The following is a 14284-nucleotide window of genomic DNA, read 5'->3' on the forward strand; positions in this document are numbered from 1 at the left end:
ATGACCACCCCGGTACCTGGACATCACCACCGCGTCGCCGTCATCACCGGAGCGTCGTCGGGTATCGGCGCCGCGACCGCCCGAGCCCTGCACGCCGGCGGCTACCGCGTCGCGCTACTCGCTCGCCGTACTGATCGCATCAACGCCATCGCCGCGGAGCTCGGCGCCGGTGCCCTCCCCATCGCGGCAGACGTCACCGACCGCCCATCGCTCGTCCACGCCGCTGCTCGCGTCCGCGAGATGTTCGGACCAGCAGACGTTCTCGTCAACAACGCCGGAACGATGCTGCTCGGCCCGTTCTCCTCCGAGCGACGCGACGACTACCGCAGGATGATCGGCGTCAACCTCCTTGGGGCGATCACCGCCACTGAGGTCTTCCTCGACCAGCTCACCGACGGCGAGGGTGATCTGATCAACATCTCCTCCGTCGCCGGCCGTACCGCACGTGCCACCAACGGTGTGTACGCCGCGACCAAGTGGGGAATGAACGGCTGGTCCGAATCGCTCCGCCAGGAACTCCTTCCGACCGTCCGCGTCACGCTCATCGAACCCGGCGTGGTCGACACGGAGCTCCCCACGCACATCACCCACGACGCGACCCGAGCGAACGTCCAGAAGGGCTACGACGCCGCATCGGTCAAACCCGACGAGGTCGCCGAGATCATCGCCTTCGCCCTCGCGCGGCCGCGGCACCTGTCCATCAACGAAATCCTCCTGCGCCCCACTACCCAGACCGCGTGACCGGACCCGGATCTGCCGGGTTCTGAGATCACCCCGCTGCGAGAGCCAATCGCGCGTGGGCGCGGACGTCCGCGTCGGAGTCCTCAAGTGCAGCCGTGAGCGCCTCCGCGACCGACGGCACCGTCGGCCAGGTCCGGAGCGTCACGACGGCGGCCTTGCGGACGTCCAGGTGCGGATCCGCGAGCGTCACCTCCAGGGCGGGGACGGCACCGTCGGGCCCCAGGGCGCGAGCGCCGCGCGCCGCACCCTGACGCACCTGCCACGCCCGGTCCACGAGGCCGGTGCCGAGCAGTTCGAGGTCGGTCGCGTCGCCGAGGACGCCCAGTGCCTCGAAGGCCGCGGCGCGCACGAGCGGGTCGTGATCGACGGTCAGCGTGCGCACCGAGTCCACGCCGCCCAGGCCCACGGTCGCCAGCCCGGCCGCCGCCGCGATCCGTACCTCCCGATTGGCGTCACCCGTTGCGGGAACCAGTGCCGCCCAATCGTCGTGCGAGACCAGTCCACTCACGCCCACGACCCGCACCCGGTGATCGGCGTCGCGCACCAGGGCCGTGTACTGCTCCGGTGAGCCGGCCTTGAGGGACCGCAGCAGGTTGCCGACGGCGGCGCGGACCACGGCATCGTCGGACCCGAGGAACCGCGCCAATCCGTCCGCGGACGGCAGTACTTCGACCAACTCGATCAGCCCCGCGGCGGCGGCGCGCCGCACCGGGGCGTCCGTGTCGCCCAGTGCGGCGACCAGCGGTGCGAGGAAGCCGTCGGGCGCGCCCTCCACGAGGAAGGTGACTGCGTTCCGCCGGACCGTCGTGTCCGGATCGGACAGGAACGGAGAGAGCTCCTCCGCAGAGGGGCCGTCCAGCGCCAGCAGCTCCCGCAGCCGCGGCGACACCGCGGGCACCGCGGCGGCCCGCTCGGCCGCTGCCGGGATCGCTCCGATCGGCGCCACCGCCAGCGGCCCCAGCACCTCGACGGAATCCGACGAGCCGGGGATGTGGTCGAACTCGTCGACCGCCACCAGGTAGGGCGCCACCGGCCGGGTGAGGAACTCCATCTCGCCGTCCACGCCCAGGCGCAGGTTCAGGTGCCGGCCCCACCGCTCGTCGTCGCGTTCCGGCAGGTCCGGACGGTCGTGGTAGAGGCCCCAGCGGGATTCGGTCCGTGCCAGCGATGCCTTGGCCGCCATCTCGGCGCAGTCGCGGATGAACGAGACCTCCACGCAACGCATCAGCTCGTGGGGAGTCCGCGCGCCGAGGCCGTCCACCTCGCTGCGCATCCGCTCGAAGGTCTCGATCGCGATGGTCAGTTTCGGCGCCGTCTTCGGTGGCGCGATGTAGTCGTTGACGAAGCGCCGCAGCTTGTACTCGACCTGGGGCTGCGGCGGACCGTCGGGCCTGCGGGCCGGGCCGTAGATCAGTTCGTGCGCCGCCGTGATCTGCTCGTCCAGCCCGTCCGTGGCCGGAGCCGCCGTGCGCGCGTGCCGCACCGCGTCCGCTCCGGCCAGCTCGCCGAACACGAACGCGCCGATCATGTAGTTGTGCGGCACGCAGGCCAGATCGCCCGCGGCGTACAGCCCGGCCACGGACGTCCGGGCGTTCTCGTCGACCCACACGCCGGAAGCGGAATGCCCACCGCACAAACCGATCTCGGAGACGTGCATCTCGATGTCGTGCGTGCGGTAGTCGTGCCCGCGGTTCGCGTGGAAGGTGCCGCGCGTGGGCCGCTCGGTGGTGTGCAGGATCGACTCCAGTTCGCCGAGCGTCTCCTCCGGCAGGTGCGAGACCTTCAGGTAGATCGGCCCGCGGGCGGAGTCGATCTCGGAACGCACCTCGGCGATCATCTGGCCGGACCAGTAGTCCGAGTCGACGAACCGCTCGCCGAGTGCGTTCACCTGGTAGCCGCCGAACGGGTTCGCCACGTAGGCGCACGCCGGGCCGTTGTAGTCCTTGATCAGCGGGTTGATCTGGAAGCATTCGATGCCGCTGAGCTCGGCGCCCGCGTGGTAAGCCATCGCGTAGCCGTCGCCGGCGTTCGCCGGGTTCTCGTACGTCCCGTAGAGGTAGCCGGACGCGGGGAGCCCGAGTCGACCACACGGGCCGGTCGCCAGAACGACCGCACCGGCGGAGATCTCGACGAACTCGCCCGTCCGCGTGTTGAACGCGACGGCGCCCACGGCGCGGCGGTCGACACCGGATCCGGTGGTGAGTACGCGCACGGGCATCACCCGGTTCTCGATCCGGATCCGCTCACGCATCTTCTTCTGCCGCAGCACCCGGTACAGGGCCTTCTTCACGTCCTTGCCCTCGGGCATCGGCAGCACGTACGAGCCGGAACGGTGCACGCGACGGACGGCGTATTCGCCGTACTCGTCCTTCTCGAACTTCACGCCGTAGCGCTCGAGCCGCTGGATCATCGCGAAGCCGCGAGTGGCCGTCTGGTAGACGGTCCGCTGGTCGACGATGCCGTCGTTGGCGCGGGTGATCTCGGCGACGTAGTCCTCGGGCTCGGCCTTACCGGGGATGACGGCGTTGTTGACGCCGTCCATGCCCATCGCGAGAGCGCCGGAGTGGCGCACGTGGGACTTGTCGAGCAGCAGCACGTCGGCGCCGGCCTCGGCGGCCGTGAGCGCGGCCATGGTTCCGGCGGTGCCGCCGCCGATCACCAGCACGTCGCAGGTGAGGCGGGTGCGGTCGTCGATCTCGGGGATGAACATGACTACTCCTAGAGGCTGTTCAGCGTTCGGTCAGTGCGTCGACGAGCCCCGCGCGCAGCGCGGAGGCCGACGGTGCGCGGCGCACGTCGAAGGAGGCACGGACGGGCTCACCGCGCCGGCCCATGACCACGATCCGATCGCCGAGCAGGATCGCCTCGTCCACGTCGTGCGTGACGAAGACGACGGTCGCCGGATGAGCGTCGAGGGTGCGCAGCAGCAGTGCCTGCATCTCGCTGCGCGTCTGTGCGTCCAGCGCGCCGAAGGGCTCGTCCATGAGCACGGCGCGGGGAGCCCCGGCCAGGCCGCGAGCCAGTTGGACCCGCTGCCGCATGCCTCCGGACAGCTCCCGCGGCAGGTGCCGGGCGTAGTCGCTCAGGCCCACCTCGGCGAGCCACCGTTGCGCGTCCTCCGTCCGACGGTGCCGGGCCACGCCCCGCAACTGGAGCGCCAGGCGGACGTTCTTCTCGACGGTGCGCCAGGGCAGGAGGGCGTCCTCCTGGAAGACCATGGCGCGGTCGCGATCCGGGCCGGTCACGGGCGCACCGTCGGCGTGGACGGTGCCCGCGTCGGTGCGGAGGAGCCCCGCGAGGGTACGCAGCACCGTCGACTTGCCGCACCCGGACGGCCCCGTCAGGACGAGGCGCTCCCCGGATTCGATGGTCAGATCCAGCCCGCTGACCGCGGGCGTCCCGCGATAGCCGATGTCGACGCCGTCGAGGCGCAGTCGCAGGCCCGTGCGCGTCGCGGACGCGACGACGGCGCTCATCGCTCGCCCCGGGGGAGCCAGCGGGTGACGCGTCGCCCGGCGAGCTCGATGAACGCGGAGGTGAGGAAGCCCAACACCCCGATGGTGAGCATCCCGACGAACACCGCCGGGTAGTCGACCAGGGTGTACGACTGCCAGGTGCGGTAGCCCACGCCCAGGCGACCCGAGATCATCTCGGCCGAGACGAGGCAGATCCACGACACCCCGACCCCCACCGACAGGCCCGAGAACACTCCCGGTAGCGACCCGGGGAACACGACCCGTCGCAGCACCGCGATATCGCCGCCGCCCTGGGTACGCACGGACTCCTCCCAGACGGTGGGCAGCGCGCGGACCGCGTGCCGCACGCTGACCACGATCGGGAAGAAGGCCGCGGTCGCGGTGATCGCCACCATGCCCGCCTCGGACGAGGGGAGCAGCAGGATCATCACCGGGACCAGCGCGATCGCGGGGATCGGCCGGACGAGCTCGATCACCGTGCCGAAGGTCAGCTCCGCGGTGCGCGAGCGACCCAGCGCCACGCCCGCGGCGATGCCGAGCACGGACGCGACGGCGAAGCCGGTCCCGATCCGGACCAGCGACTGGGCGAGATCGAGCCAGTAGTCGCCGGTTCGCACCGACTGCGCGAACCGCTCGGCGACGGCGCTCGCCGACGGCAGTGTGTCGAACCGGATCCAGCTCAGCGCGACGTGGTTCGTGGTCAACAGCTGCCACACGGCGACCGCGGCGGCGACCACGGCGACGCGGACCGGCCAGGACGGCCATGTGATCCGCCGGGCGATCGGGTTCGCGGGGGACGTCCGGGACGCCGCGACGGGCAGCGCGTCGAGCGCGGTCATCGTCGGGCCTCCTCGAGGAGGGCTCGGTACTCGACCGGCACCGCGGACGGGTGCGCGGCGAGGTACCGATCGCGGGCGTCGGGCCCGGCGAAGGGGACGTACGCGTCGCCGTCGCGCAGCCAGAGTGCGCGGTCCGCGTACCACCGGGTGCCGGTGAGTGCGTCGGAGACGTACGCGGCCTTGACCTTCCGGCCGGTGCCTGCGAGCGCTCGGATCAGCGCCGTGGCGTCGGGGAAGGTCTCGGTGGTGGTGGCACCGTCGAACCAGATCTCCGAGGTCGGCGACGGTGGCGGGGTGTCCGCGTCGTAGTGGAACCCGCCGTGCGCGGACTGGGCGTCGGCCAGCGGCTTCGGGTCGACGAAGCGGTCCACGTCCAGCGGCGCGCCGAACTGCCCGATCGACTGCAGGTAGGGGACATCGCCCTTGAGTGCGCCGATCAGCGGGGCGGTGAGCGAGGGGTTCGGGTCGGTGCCGCCCGGTCCGTTGTACTGGTAGACCACTTCGGCGGGCAGCCCGCTGGCCTTCGCGACCTCCTGTGCCGCGTCGAGCGGGTGCTCGCGCTGGAAGTCCGTCGCGTCCAACTGCGCCTCGAGGAATGCGCGGACCACTGCGGGGTTCGAGGCCGCGTACTTCGTGTTCGCGACGACACCGTGCAGGGTCGGCGTCCCGAGTTCGCCGCCGTCGTAGAGCAACCGAGCCTTGCCCTGCTGGACGAGCAGGCCGGGCCAGGCCACGAACTGCGCCAGCGCGTCGATCTGCCCGGACTCGAGGGCGCTGGCGCCCACTTGGGGTTGCTGGTTGATCACGGTGTAGTCGTGCGTCGCGACGCCCGCGCGGCTGAGCGCGGTCACGACCGTGCCGTGCCCGGCGGACCCGACCGAGGCCGAGATCCGCTTCCCGCGCAGGTCGGTCAGGCGGTGCAGCGGCGAACCCGGCGCAACGACCACCGAGTTGAGCGAGCCGCGGGCGCTCGACCCGGTGACGGACAGCACCGATGTCTCGGTATCGGGGTTCGCTTGCGCGCGGGAGCCGTTGATCAGCAGTGGGTAGTCGCCCATCGAGCCGATCTGGATCTTGCCCGCGAGCATCCCGCTCGTGATCGGGGCGCCGGTGTCGAAGTCCTGCCAGTCGATGTGGAACTTCCCCAGCGGCGCGAGCCGCTTCTCGAGGAAGCCCTTGGCGCGCAGGAGCGTTCCGGCGGTCACGGTATTGATCGTCTTGGATTGGTAACCGACCACGAGGGTCCGGGCGGCACCGTCGGAGGAGGGCTGCAGGGAGCAGGCGCTCACGGCGAGGATGGCGAGCGCGAGCACGGGGATGGCTGAGCGAGGGGGCATGGTGGTTCTCCGAAGGACTAACGCAGCAGGTAGGGCATGTTGACGGTGACGGCGCCGGTGGGGCAGCGGGCGGCGCAGGGGCCGCAGTACCAGCACTCGTCGACGTACATATGGGCGCGGTTGGTGCTCGGGTCGAGGGCGAGCGAGTCGAGGGGGCAGGCCTCGATGCAGATGTTGCAGCCCTCGATGCAGAGGGAGGCGTCGATGGTGACGGGGACGTCGACGCGCTGTTCGACCTGGGCCATGGGGTGCCTTCTTCCGTGTCGGGGTCAGTCGCGGCGGAGGGTGCCGCGCAGGGTGATCCGGTCGGATCGCATCCGGATGTACTCGAGATCCACCGGGCGTCCGGTGTCGAGGCCGGTGAGGCGCTCGTAGAGCAGCAGCGGGGAGCCGGTGGCGATCTCCAGGTTCGCCGCGGTGTGCGGGTCGGCCGCCGCCGCGCTGAGACTGAAGTCGCTGCTGCCCAGCCGATGCCCGGACACGGCCTCGATGAGCGGGAACACGTCCTCGTTCTCCAGGTCCTGCTCGAGCAGCAGGTCGCCGATGTCCGCGACCAGGTAGGTCAGGTCCAGGCTGACCGGCTCGTCGTCGAGGTAGCGCAGCCGCTCGAGGTAGACGGCCTCCTCGCCGGCCGGAATGCTCAGCTTCTCGGCGACGATCGGCGGCGGCACCAACCGGGTGGCGGTGCGGACCCGGTTCCGGACCTCGCCGTGGAGGGACAGCGTCTCGCGGAGCCCGCGCAGGCTGTCGAGCCCGTGGTCGACGGTGCGGGCGATCACCTCGGTGCCGACGCGCGGACCGCGCCGGATCCAGCCCTCCGAACGCAGGATCGCCAGGGCCTCGCGGACGGTTCCGCGGGAGACGGAGAACTGGTCGCCGAGGTCGTCCTCGCCGGGCAGCGTCCCGCGGTAGGTGCCGTCGTGGATCGCCTGGCGCAGGACGTCGGCGACGATGCGCGCGGAGTCGGCGCGGATCGGGCGGTCGGTGGCTGGCATGCGGCAACGATAGGAACCGCCGGGGCCGTGTCCGGTGCGTCGCGGACGGGGTGCCCGGGACCGTCGCCTGAGCCGCGTCGATTGCGCCGGTCAGCGCGCGGGTGTGGGGCCTCCGACCTGGGATTTCGCCGCCACGGTGCGGTATTGCGCGACCCGTGGCCCCGGGCCGCGGATTTGAATCTCGCTGATCGACTCGTTCTCGGCGGTCAGTTCACGGTCCATCGCGTCGCCCGCCACTACTCGTAGGCTTCAGCCCTGCTCGCGAACCGGAAGACTCGTACGGTGACGACACCGTCGTCGATCGTGTACAGGATCCGATACTCCCGTACTCGAATCCGATATCCGGCGATGCCGCTGAGCTTCTTGCAGCCGTCCGGCCGGGGATTCGTTGCGAGAGCCTGCGCGGCGGCGACGAGCCGCCTGCGCAGCCCGGGGTCTCCGCGCCCGATTCGGCGCAGGTCCTTTTCGGCACTGCGCGTGAAGGAGACCTCGTACCCCATGGCCACGACACTACCGAGCCTTTGGTACAGACCGGTAGGTATGGCCAAAGCGCACCAATTGAACCTAGAATGGGTTCATGACCACGACTGCCGACCATCCGGAGGTTCCCATCGCCGAGTTGCGTTCCTCGCTCGGCGACACCGTGGCGCGAACGGCATATACGAACGAGCGGGTGATCATCACGCGGCACGGTAAGCCGGCTGCAGCGCTGATCAGTGCGGACGATCTCGCATACTTCGAGCGCCTGGAAGATGCGGCGGACGCGGCGCTGCTTCGCGAGGCGATTCGGGACGACGACGGCTATCGCATCAGCGGCGACGCGCTCCTGGCAGACCTCGATGCCGAGGACGCGGAATCGGAGTGAGCGGCACTGCTGGGTTCGTTCAGAGATCCTTCGCGAACCAGTGCTGCGCGTACGGATTCTCGTTGTACCGCTCCACTTCCCGGTAGCCCAGTGCCCGGTACAGGGCGATCGCCTCGGTGAGTTCACTGTTCGTGTCCAGCCGCAGGGTCCGCACGCCGGCGGCCGTCGCGCGGCCCTCCAGCTCGGCCATGATCCGCCGGCCCAGTCCGAGTCCGCGAGCCGTCGGGGCCACCCACACTCGCTTGACCTCGGCGAACCCGCCGTCTTGGAAGGTGAGCGCGCCGCAGCCCACCGTCTCCTCGCGCAGGCGCGCGACCAGCAGCAGACCCGCCGGTGGGGTGATCGACGGATCGGCGACGGCGCCGCCGATGCCCGGGTCGAACCCGTCGGGGAAGCGCTCGGCGAGTTCCGCGTAGTACTCCCGTGCCGCGAAAATCGCTGCGGGCGTATCGGGTCGGGACTCGTCGACCCGCACGAGCGAGGCGAGCAGCAGCCGCTCCACCTGTGCCATCGCCGCGACGAGCCGCTCGCGTTGCCCGTCGGAGAGCGGGTCCAGCAGCGCCCGCGCCGCGTCCTCGGAACGCGCCTCCAGCTCGTCGTACTCGGCCGCGCCCGCGGGGGTGACCCGCGCGGTCCGGAGGCGGCCGTCACCGTCGGCGGTCCCGACGGCGACCAGGCCGTCCGACTCCAGGGCGCGCAGGAGGCGGCTGAGGTAGCCCGAGTCGAGATCCATGCGCGCGCGCAGGTCCCGGACGTCGACGCCGCCGGGGGAGCGCCCGATCTCCCAGAGCAGCCGGGCTTGCCCGAGGGGCCGGTCCCGCGCGAGGTACCGGTCCTGGAGGACCCCGAGTCGCTGCGTGACCGCGCGGTTGAACCGCCGGACCCCGTCCACCTGCTCGCTCATGTCTCTGACTTTAGTCAGATATATCGTCGCGGGGCAACGGCCGCGGGAACTGCGTACCGTGGTCGGCGTGCGCTACCAACCACTCGGAACCAGCGGGCTCATCGTCTCGACACTCGGCGTGGGTTGCAACGCCTTCGGCCGCCGGATCGACCAGCGCGCCACCGACGAGGTGGTGAGCGCAGCCATCGATGCGGGGATCACCCTGTTCGACACCGCCGACAGCTACGGCTCGGGCGCGAGCGAGGAACTGCTCGGGCGGGCCCTGGGCTCGCGCCGCGACCAGGTGGTCGTCGCGACGAAGTTCGGCATGGACACACAGGGCCTCTACGGCGAGGATCACGGCGTCCGGGCGAGCCGCAACTACATCCACAAGGCGGTCGAGGGCAGCCTGCGGCGCCTCGGCACCGACTACATCGACCTCTACCAGCTGCACACGCCGGATCGGGTGACGCCGCTGGAGGAGACCCTCGAGACCCTCTCCGGCCTCGTGGCCACCGGCAAGGTCCGTTACATCGGCTGCTCGAACTTCACGGCGTGGGAGGTGGTGGGCGCCGACTGGCTGGCCGAGACGCTGGGCACGCCGCACTTCATCACCGCGCAGAACGAGTACTCGCTGTACAACCGCAGCGCCGAGACGGAGCTCGTGCCCGCGCTCGACAGCGTGGGCATGAGCCTGCTGCCCTATTTCCCCCTGGCCTACGGTCTGCTCACGGGCAAGTACAAGCGCGACCAGGCGGCCCCTGAGGGGACGCGCCTCGCCCAGGAGACGCACCGCCTCGAGGGCGCCGACTTCGACGTCATCGAGGGTCTGCAGGGATTCGCCGACGACCGCGGCGTGTCGCTGCTGGACGTCGCGATCGGCGGCCTCGCGGCGCAGCCCGCCGTCGGATCGGTGATCTCCGGCGTCAGCCGTGCCGAGCAGATCGCCGCCAATGTCGCGGCCGCCGCGTGGCAACCCACGATCGAGGATCTCGCCGCGATCGATGGAATCGTCGCGGCCCGCCCCACGGGGTACACCACCTTCGCGTTCTGACCCCGGACGGTTCGGCCCGCACGTAGCCTGTCCGCATGTTCGTGAACCTGGGTGTCCGTGACTTTCTGGACCGCGCCGAGATCGTCTATCCCGACCGCATCGGCATGGTCGACGAGCCGGACCAGCCGGCACTGTCGTGGGGGGAGAAGACCTACGCCGAGATGGCGGCGCTCGCCCGCGGGCAGGCCGCGCGGCTCGACGAGCTCGGCGTGCCCGTCGGCGGGCGGGTCGCGATCGTCTCGCAGAACGCCGCACGCCTGCTGACCTCGTTCTTCGGCGTCTCCGGCTGGGGCCGGATCCTGGTCCCGGTGAACTTCCGGCTCGCGCCCGCGGAGGTGGAGTACATCGTCGAGGATTCGGGCGCCGAGGTGCTGATCCTCGACCCCGAGGTCGAGCACCTCGCCGAGACCGTCACCGCGAAGCACGTCTTCGTGCTCGGCCGCGACGACGAGAAGATCTTCGGGGCGGCGGGCGCGCCGTCGGACCCGCGGCCGTGGGACGGCGACGAGACCGCCACCGCCACCATCAACTACACCTCCGGGACCACGGCTCGCCCGAAGGGCGTGCAGCTCACCCACCGGAACCTGTGGCTCAACGCCACCACCTTCGGCCTGCACGTCGCGCTCACGGACAACGACGTCCTGTTGCACACCCTGCCCATGTTCCACGCCAACGGCTGGGGAATGCCCTTCGCCGCCACGGGGATCGGGATCAAGCACGTGGTCCTCCGCAAGGTCGACGGTGCCGAGATCCTCCGCCGCGTCCGCGACCACGGGGTGACGGTGATGTGCGCCGCGCCCGCAGTGGTCACCGCGGCGCTGGACGCCGCCGCCGAGTGGGACGGCCCGATCCCGGGCAGCGGCACCGTCCGCGTCATCTGCGCGGGCGCCCCGCCGCCCACGCGCGTCATCCATCGCGTGCGGTTCGAGCTGGGCTGGGAGTTCATCCAGATCTACGGCCTCACCGAGACCTCGCCGCTGCTCACGGTGAACCGCGAGCGCGCGGAGTGGGCCGCCGACGATCCGATGGAGGTGGCCCGCCGGCTGGGCCGCGCCGGCACCCCGGCGCTCGGCGTGCAGCTGAAGATCGACGAGGACGGCGAGATCCTCACCCGCACCAACCACGCGCTCACCGCGTACTGGAACAAGCCGGTCGAGACCGCCGCGGCGCTCGAGGACGACTGGTTCCACACCGGCGACCGGGGGACCTTCGAGGGCGGGTACCTCACCATCGCCGACCGCAAGAAGGACGTGATCATCTCCGGCGGCGAGAACGTCACCTCGATCGAGGTCGAGGATGCGCTGGCCCTGCACCCCGCGGTCCGCGAGGTCGCCGTGATCGGCATCCCCGACGAGAAGTGGGGCGAGCTGGTGACCGCGATCGTCGTGGCGGACGGCGTCACCGCGGAGGAGCTCATCGCCCACACCCGCGAGCACCTCGCCGGCTACAAGTGCCCCAAACGGATCGACTTCGTCGACGCGCTGCCGCGCACCGCGACCGGCAAGATCCAGAAGTTCGTGCTGCGCGCGCCCTTCTGGGACTCCTTGGAGCGCAAGGTCAACTGACGCCTCTCAGGCGTGCCAGGCCGTCGCGCCGACGTTGTCGATCATCCGCTGCAGCGAGCGGACCGTCGTGATGTACTCGTCGTCCGTGACGCCCTCGCGGATGGTCGCGAGGGCGGCGTGCACGTCGGACCAGGTCTCCTCCCGGCGCTGCTGCCCCGCCGGGCTGACGGTGAGGGCACCGTCGACCTCGAGGAGGAGGCCGGTCGCGATCAGGGCGAGCGCGTCCGGACGGAGGGCGTCGTCGGTGTCGACGAAGCCGCGGTGGAAGTCGACCACCTCGTCGATCGTGACCGCCGCCGGCCGGTCGGCGACGTAGTTGAGCGTCCACCACTGCGGTTGGGTGAGGCCGTGCCGCTCGAGGGTCGCGCGGATGAAGGTCACCACCGCGCGCCCGGCCATGCTCGACCAGTAGCCGATGGGTTGCTGCAGGATGCGGTCGTCCGTGTAGGTCTCCATGCCGACGACGTTATTTCCTCAACGATGCTTCAGGTCAAGGGCGCTTTCGGAGGTTCGGCGCACCGTCGGGCCGGCGGAGTGGGATGATGGACCAAAGATAGAACACGTTCTACATAGGAGGATGCCCGTGTTCGAGTGGTCCGAGGAAGACCTGATGGTGCGCGACGCGCTGCGCGCGTTCATCGACAAGGAGGTCCGCCCGCACGTCGACGAGCTGGAGACGGGCGCCCTGCCGCCCTACGACATCACCCGGAAGATGCTGCAGAGCTTCGGTATCGACCAGGTGAACCGGGAGAATCTCGAGGCGGAGCTCGCCGCAGAAGAAAACGGGGAGAAGGCTGAGAAATCGCCGGCAGGCGGATCCAGCACGCTCAGCTCCTCGATGTTCCTCATCCTCAACGTCGAGATGGCGGGCGTCAGTCTCGGCCTCATCGGCTCGATGGGCGTCTCGATGGGCCTGACGGTGTCCACCATCAAGTCCCGCGGCACCCTCGCGCAGAAGAAGCGCTGGCTGCCCGAGCTGGTCACCATGGAGAAGGTGGGCGCGTGGGCGATCACCGAGCCCGACAGCGGCTCCGACGCGCTCGGGGGCATGAAGACGACGGTGCGCCGTGACGGCTCCGGCGGCTACATCCTCAAGGGGCAGAAGACCTTCATCACCAACGGCCCGCACGCCGACACGATCGTCGTCTTCGCCAAGCTCGACGAGGGCGACGGTACGCCGATCCGCGACCGCAAGGTGCTCACGTTCGTGCTGGACACGGGCATGGAGGGGCTCACGCAGGGCAAGGCCTTCAAGAAGATGGGCATGATGAGCTCGCCGACCGGCGAGCTGTTCTTCGACGACGTCCACCTGACCGCGGACCGGTTGCTGGGCGAGACCGAGGAGACCCCGGGTGGCGGCGGCGCGTCGGCGAAGGCGGGCTTCACCGCCGAGCGCATCGGCATCGCGGCGCTGAGCCTGGGCATCATCAACGAGGCGCAGCGACTGTCCATCGACTACGCCCGCTCCCGCACGCTGTGGGGCCAGGAGATCGGGAAGTTCCAGCTCATCCAACTCAAGCTCGCCGAGATGGAGGTGGCCCGGATCAATGTCCAGAACATGCTGTTCACCGCCATCGAGGCCTCGCGGGCCGGGAAGCCGCCGACGCTGGCGCAGGCGTCCGCGATGAAGCTCTACAGCTCGCGGGCCGCGACCGAGGTGGCGATGGAGGCCGTGCAGCTCTTCGGCGGCAACGGCTACATGGCCGAGTACCGGGTCGAGCAGCTCGCCCGCGACGCGAAGTCGCTGATGATCTACGCGGGCAGCAACGAGATCCAGGTGACGCACGTGGCGAAGGGGCTGCTGCGCGGGGAGTAGGCCGCCCTACAACGCCGCCGGCCGGCCCTCGCGATGAGGGCCGGCCGGTGCTGTGATGCCCGTCGGAGGCAGATCAGGGGATGGTGATGACCTGGCCGACGTTGATCAGGTCCGGGTTCGCGATGCCGTTGAGCTGCGCGATCTCGGTGTAGCGGTTGCCGTCGCCCAGGTACTGCTCGGCGATGGCCCACAGGGTGTCGCCCGAGGCGACGGTGTGGGTGCGCGGCGCGGGAGCGGCCGGCGCCTCGGCGGCGACGGGCTCGGGCTCCGGAGCGGCCTGACGGGCCGGGGCGGGCTGATCGGTGGCCGTGTTCGAGGCCCACTTGTCGGCATCGCCGGCGTAGACGACGAGGTTGCGGTCGTCCTGCAGGACGAGGCGGTCAGCGCCCGAGCCCTCGGTGTTGGTCGACCAGACGCCCTCGCCGGCGCCGTTGTAGAGCACGAAGTTGCCGTCGGTCTGGAAGTTGGCCCGCTCGACACCCTTGCCCTCGGTGCCGCTGGCCCACACCACGGTGCCGGCGCCCTCGGTGAGCACGAGGTTGCCATCGCCCTGCAGGGTCAGCGTGTAGCCGCCGTTGAGGGAGTCGAGAGTCTCCCCGAGGCCGAGCTGGTTACCTGCGCGAAGCACGTCGGTCATGTGTATCCCCTTAAAGATGTACCGGTGTACATGCGGCGCGCGGGTGCGCGCCCGAGTAGAGGATAGCGAGCCCATC

16 protein-coding genes are annotated in these 14284 nt (G+C 70.4%); 5 read left to right on the forward strand and 11 right to left on the reverse strand.

Features of this window, described 5'->3' with window-relative positions:
- Nucleotides 1-741 carry an SDR family oxidoreductase gene (locus AXK61_RS18555; protein ID WP_068746606.1) on the forward strand — a complete coding sequence of 247 codons (741 nt, stop codon included), beginning with the start codon at nucleotides 1-3 and terminating at the stop codon, nucleotides 739-741.
- Between the two features lie 28 nt (nucleotides 742-769).
- Here the strand turns inward: AXK61_RS18555 and AXK61_RS18560 are convergent, their stop codons facing one another.
- The 8 genes from AXK61_RS18560 to AXK61_RS18590 all read right to left on the reverse strand — a co-directional run bounded on the left by AXK61_RS18560 (nucleotide 770) and on the right by AXK61_RS18590 (nucleotide 7888).
- Nucleotides 770-3451 (reverse strand): fumarate reductase/succinate dehydrogenase flavoprotein subunit, encoded by a 2682-nt coding sequence (locus AXK61_RS18560; protein WP_068746607.1) that lies wholly within the window; start codon nucleotides 3449-3451, stop codon nucleotides 770-772.
- Between the two features lie 19 nt (nucleotides 3452-3470).
- Nucleotides 3471-4217 (reverse strand): ABC transporter ATP-binding protein, encoded by a 747-nt coding sequence (locus AXK61_RS18565; RefSeq protein ID WP_068746608.1) that lies wholly within the window; start codon nucleotides 4215-4217, stop codon nucleotides 3471-3473.
- Nucleotides 4214-5056, reverse strand: a complete 843-nt coding sequence (locus AXK61_RS18570; protein ID WP_068746609.1) for an ABC transporter permease — start codon at nucleotides 5054-5056, stop codon at nucleotides 4214-4216. The genes AXK61_RS18565 and AXK61_RS18570 overlap by 4 nt, the downstream gene beginning before the upstream one ends.
- A complete protein-coding gene (locus AXK61_RS18575) occupies nucleotides 5053-6393 on the reverse strand; it encodes an ABC transporter substrate-binding protein (RefSeq protein ID WP_068746610.1) in 1341 nt (446 codons plus the stop codon). Before AXK61_RS18575 ends, AXK61_RS18570 begins: the two co-directional genes overlap by 4 nt.
- A 17-nt stretch (nucleotides 6394-6410) precedes the next feature.
- Complete coding sequence (locus AXK61_RS18580; RefSeq protein WP_068520690.1) at nucleotides 6411-6638, reverse strand: 4Fe-4S dicluster domain-containing protein; 228 nt, start codon at nucleotides 6636-6638, stop codon at nucleotides 6411-6413.
- A 24-nt stretch (nucleotides 6639-6662) separates the two neighbouring features.
- Nucleotides 6663-7388, reverse strand: a complete 726-nt coding sequence (locus AXK61_RS18585) for a GntR family transcriptional regulator (RefSeq protein ID WP_068746611.1) — start codon at nucleotides 7386-7388, stop codon at nucleotides 6663-6665.
- Nucleotides 7389-7478: 90 nt separating this feature from the next.
- Complete coding sequence (locus tag AXK61_RS25140; RefSeq protein WP_156485745.1) at nucleotides 7479-7625, reverse strand: hypothetical protein; 147 nt, start codon at nucleotides 7623-7625, stop codon at nucleotides 7479-7481.
- Nucleotides 7625-7888 carry a type II toxin-antitoxin system RelE family toxin gene (locus AXK61_RS18590; protein ID WP_068746612.1) on the reverse strand — a complete coding sequence of 88 codons (264 nt, stop codon included), beginning with the start codon at nucleotides 7886-7888 and terminating at the stop codon, nucleotides 7625-7627. The genes AXK61_RS25140 and AXK61_RS18590 overlap by 1 nt, the downstream gene beginning before the upstream one ends.
- A 77-nt stretch (nucleotides 7889-7965) precedes the next feature.
- Between AXK61_RS18590 and AXK61_RS18595 the strand changes: the two genes are divergently transcribed.
- On the forward strand, nucleotides 7966-8253 hold the full coding sequence (locus AXK61_RS18595) for a type II toxin-antitoxin system Phd/YefM family antitoxin (RefSeq protein ID WP_068746613.1): 288 nt from the start codon (nucleotides 7966-7968) through the stop codon (nucleotides 8251-8253).
- Nucleotides 8254-8272: 19 nt separating this feature from the next.
- Here the strand turns inward: AXK61_RS18595 and AXK61_RS18600 are convergent, their stop codons facing one another.
- Complete coding sequence (locus tag AXK61_RS18600) at nucleotides 8273-9157, reverse strand: bifunctional helix-turn-helix transcriptional regulator/GNAT family N-acetyltransferase (RefSeq protein WP_068746614.1); 885 nt, start codon at nucleotides 9155-9157, stop codon at nucleotides 8273-8275.
- A gap of 67 nt (nucleotides 9158-9224) precedes the next feature.
- Between AXK61_RS18600 and AXK61_RS18605 the strand changes: the two genes are divergently transcribed.
- The gene (locus AXK61_RS18605; RefSeq protein ID WP_068746690.1) at nucleotides 9225-10190 is read left to right on the forward strand and encodes an aldo/keto reductase; all 966 of its coding nucleotides are present in this window, start codon (nucleotides 9225-9227) and stop codon (nucleotides 10188-10190) included.
- Nucleotides 10191-10225: 35 nt separating this feature from the next.
- A complete protein-coding gene (locus AXK61_RS18610) occupies nucleotides 10226-11755 on the forward strand; it encodes an AMP-binding protein (protein WP_068746615.1) in 1530 nt (509 codons plus the stop codon).
- Nucleotides 11756-11761: 6 nt separating this feature from the next.
- Here the strand turns inward: AXK61_RS18610 and AXK61_RS18615 are convergent, their stop codons facing one another.
- Nucleotides 11762-12211, reverse strand: a complete 450-nt coding sequence (locus AXK61_RS18615) for a hypothetical protein (RefSeq protein ID WP_068746616.1) — start codon at nucleotides 12209-12211, stop codon at nucleotides 11762-11764.
- 127 nt (nucleotides 12212-12338) lie between these two features.
- On the opposite strand from AXK61_RS18615, the gene AXK61_RS18620 reads away from it, so the two are divergent.
- On the forward strand, nucleotides 12339-13571 hold the full coding sequence (locus AXK61_RS18620) for an acyl-CoA dehydrogenase family protein (protein WP_068746691.1): 1233 nt from the start codon (nucleotides 12339-12341) through the stop codon (nucleotides 13569-13571).
- Between the two features lie 73 nt (nucleotides 13572-13644).
- On the opposite strand, the gene AXK61_RS18625 is transcribed toward AXK61_RS18620, so the two are convergent.
- Nucleotides 13645-14208: a LysM peptidoglycan-binding domain-containing protein gene (locus tag AXK61_RS18625; protein ID WP_068569041.1), complete on the reverse strand. Its 564-nt coding sequence runs from the start codon at nucleotides 14206-14208 to the stop codon at nucleotides 13645-13647.
- Nucleotides 14209-14284: the final 76 nt, after the last annotated feature.

Origin of the sequence: Tsukamurella pseudospumae (genome assembly GCF_001575205.1) — a bacterium.
In the GTDB taxonomy this organism is placed as follows: Bacteria; Actinomycetota; Actinomycetes; order Mycobacteriales; family Mycobacteriaceae; genus Tsukamurella; species Tsukamurella pseudospumae.

Coding starts and splice junctions, on each gene's coding strand:
- AXK61_RS18555 (WP_068746606.1), top strand. CDS start 1: ATGACCACCCCGGTACCTGGACATCACCACCGCGTCGCCGTCATCACC.
- AXK61_RS18560 (WP_068746607.1), bottom strand. CDS start 3,451: ATGTTCATCCCCGAGATCGACGACCGCACCCGCCTCACCTGCGACGTG.
- AXK61_RS18565 (WP_068746608.1), bottom strand. CDS start 4,217: ATGAGCGCCGTCGTCGCGTCCGCGACGCGCACGGGCCTGCGACTGCGC.
- AXK61_RS18570 (WP_068746609.1), bottom strand. CDS start 5,056: ATGACCGCGCTCGACGCGCTGCCCGTCGCGGCGTCCCGGACGTCCCCC.
- AXK61_RS18575 (WP_068746610.1), bottom strand. CDS start 6,393: ATGCCCCCTCGCTCAGCCATCCCCGTGCTCGCGCTCGCCATCCTCGCC.
- AXK61_RS18580 (WP_068520690.1), bottom strand. CDS start 6,638: ATGGCCCAGGTCGAACAGCGCGTCGACGTCCCCGTCACCATCGACGCC.
- AXK61_RS18585 (WP_068746611.1), bottom strand. CDS start 7,388: ATGCCAGCCACCGACCGCCCGATCCGCGCCGACTCCGCGCGCATCGTC.
- AXK61_RS18590 (WP_068746612.1), bottom strand. CDS start 7,888: ATGGGGTACGAGGTCTCCTTCACGCGCAGTGCCGAAAAGGACCTGCGC.
- AXK61_RS18595 (WP_068746613.1), top strand. CDS start 7,966: ATGACCACGACTGCCGACCATCCGGAGGTTCCCATCGCCGAGTTGCGT.
- AXK61_RS18600 (WP_068746614.1), bottom strand. CDS start 9,157: ATGAGCGAGCAGGTGGACGGGGTCCGGCGGTTCAACCGCGCGGTCACG.
- AXK61_RS18610 (WP_068746615.1), top strand. CDS start 10,226: ATGTTCGTGAACCTGGGTGTCCGTGACTTTCTGGACCGCGCCGAGATC.
- AXK61_RS18615 (WP_068746616.1), bottom strand. CDS start 12,211: ATGGAGACCTACACGGACGACCGCATCCTGCAGCAACCCATCGGCTAC.
- AXK61_RS18625 (WP_068569041.1), bottom strand. CDS start 14,208: ATGACCGACGTGCTTCGCGCAGGTAACCAGCTCGGCCTCGGGGAGACT.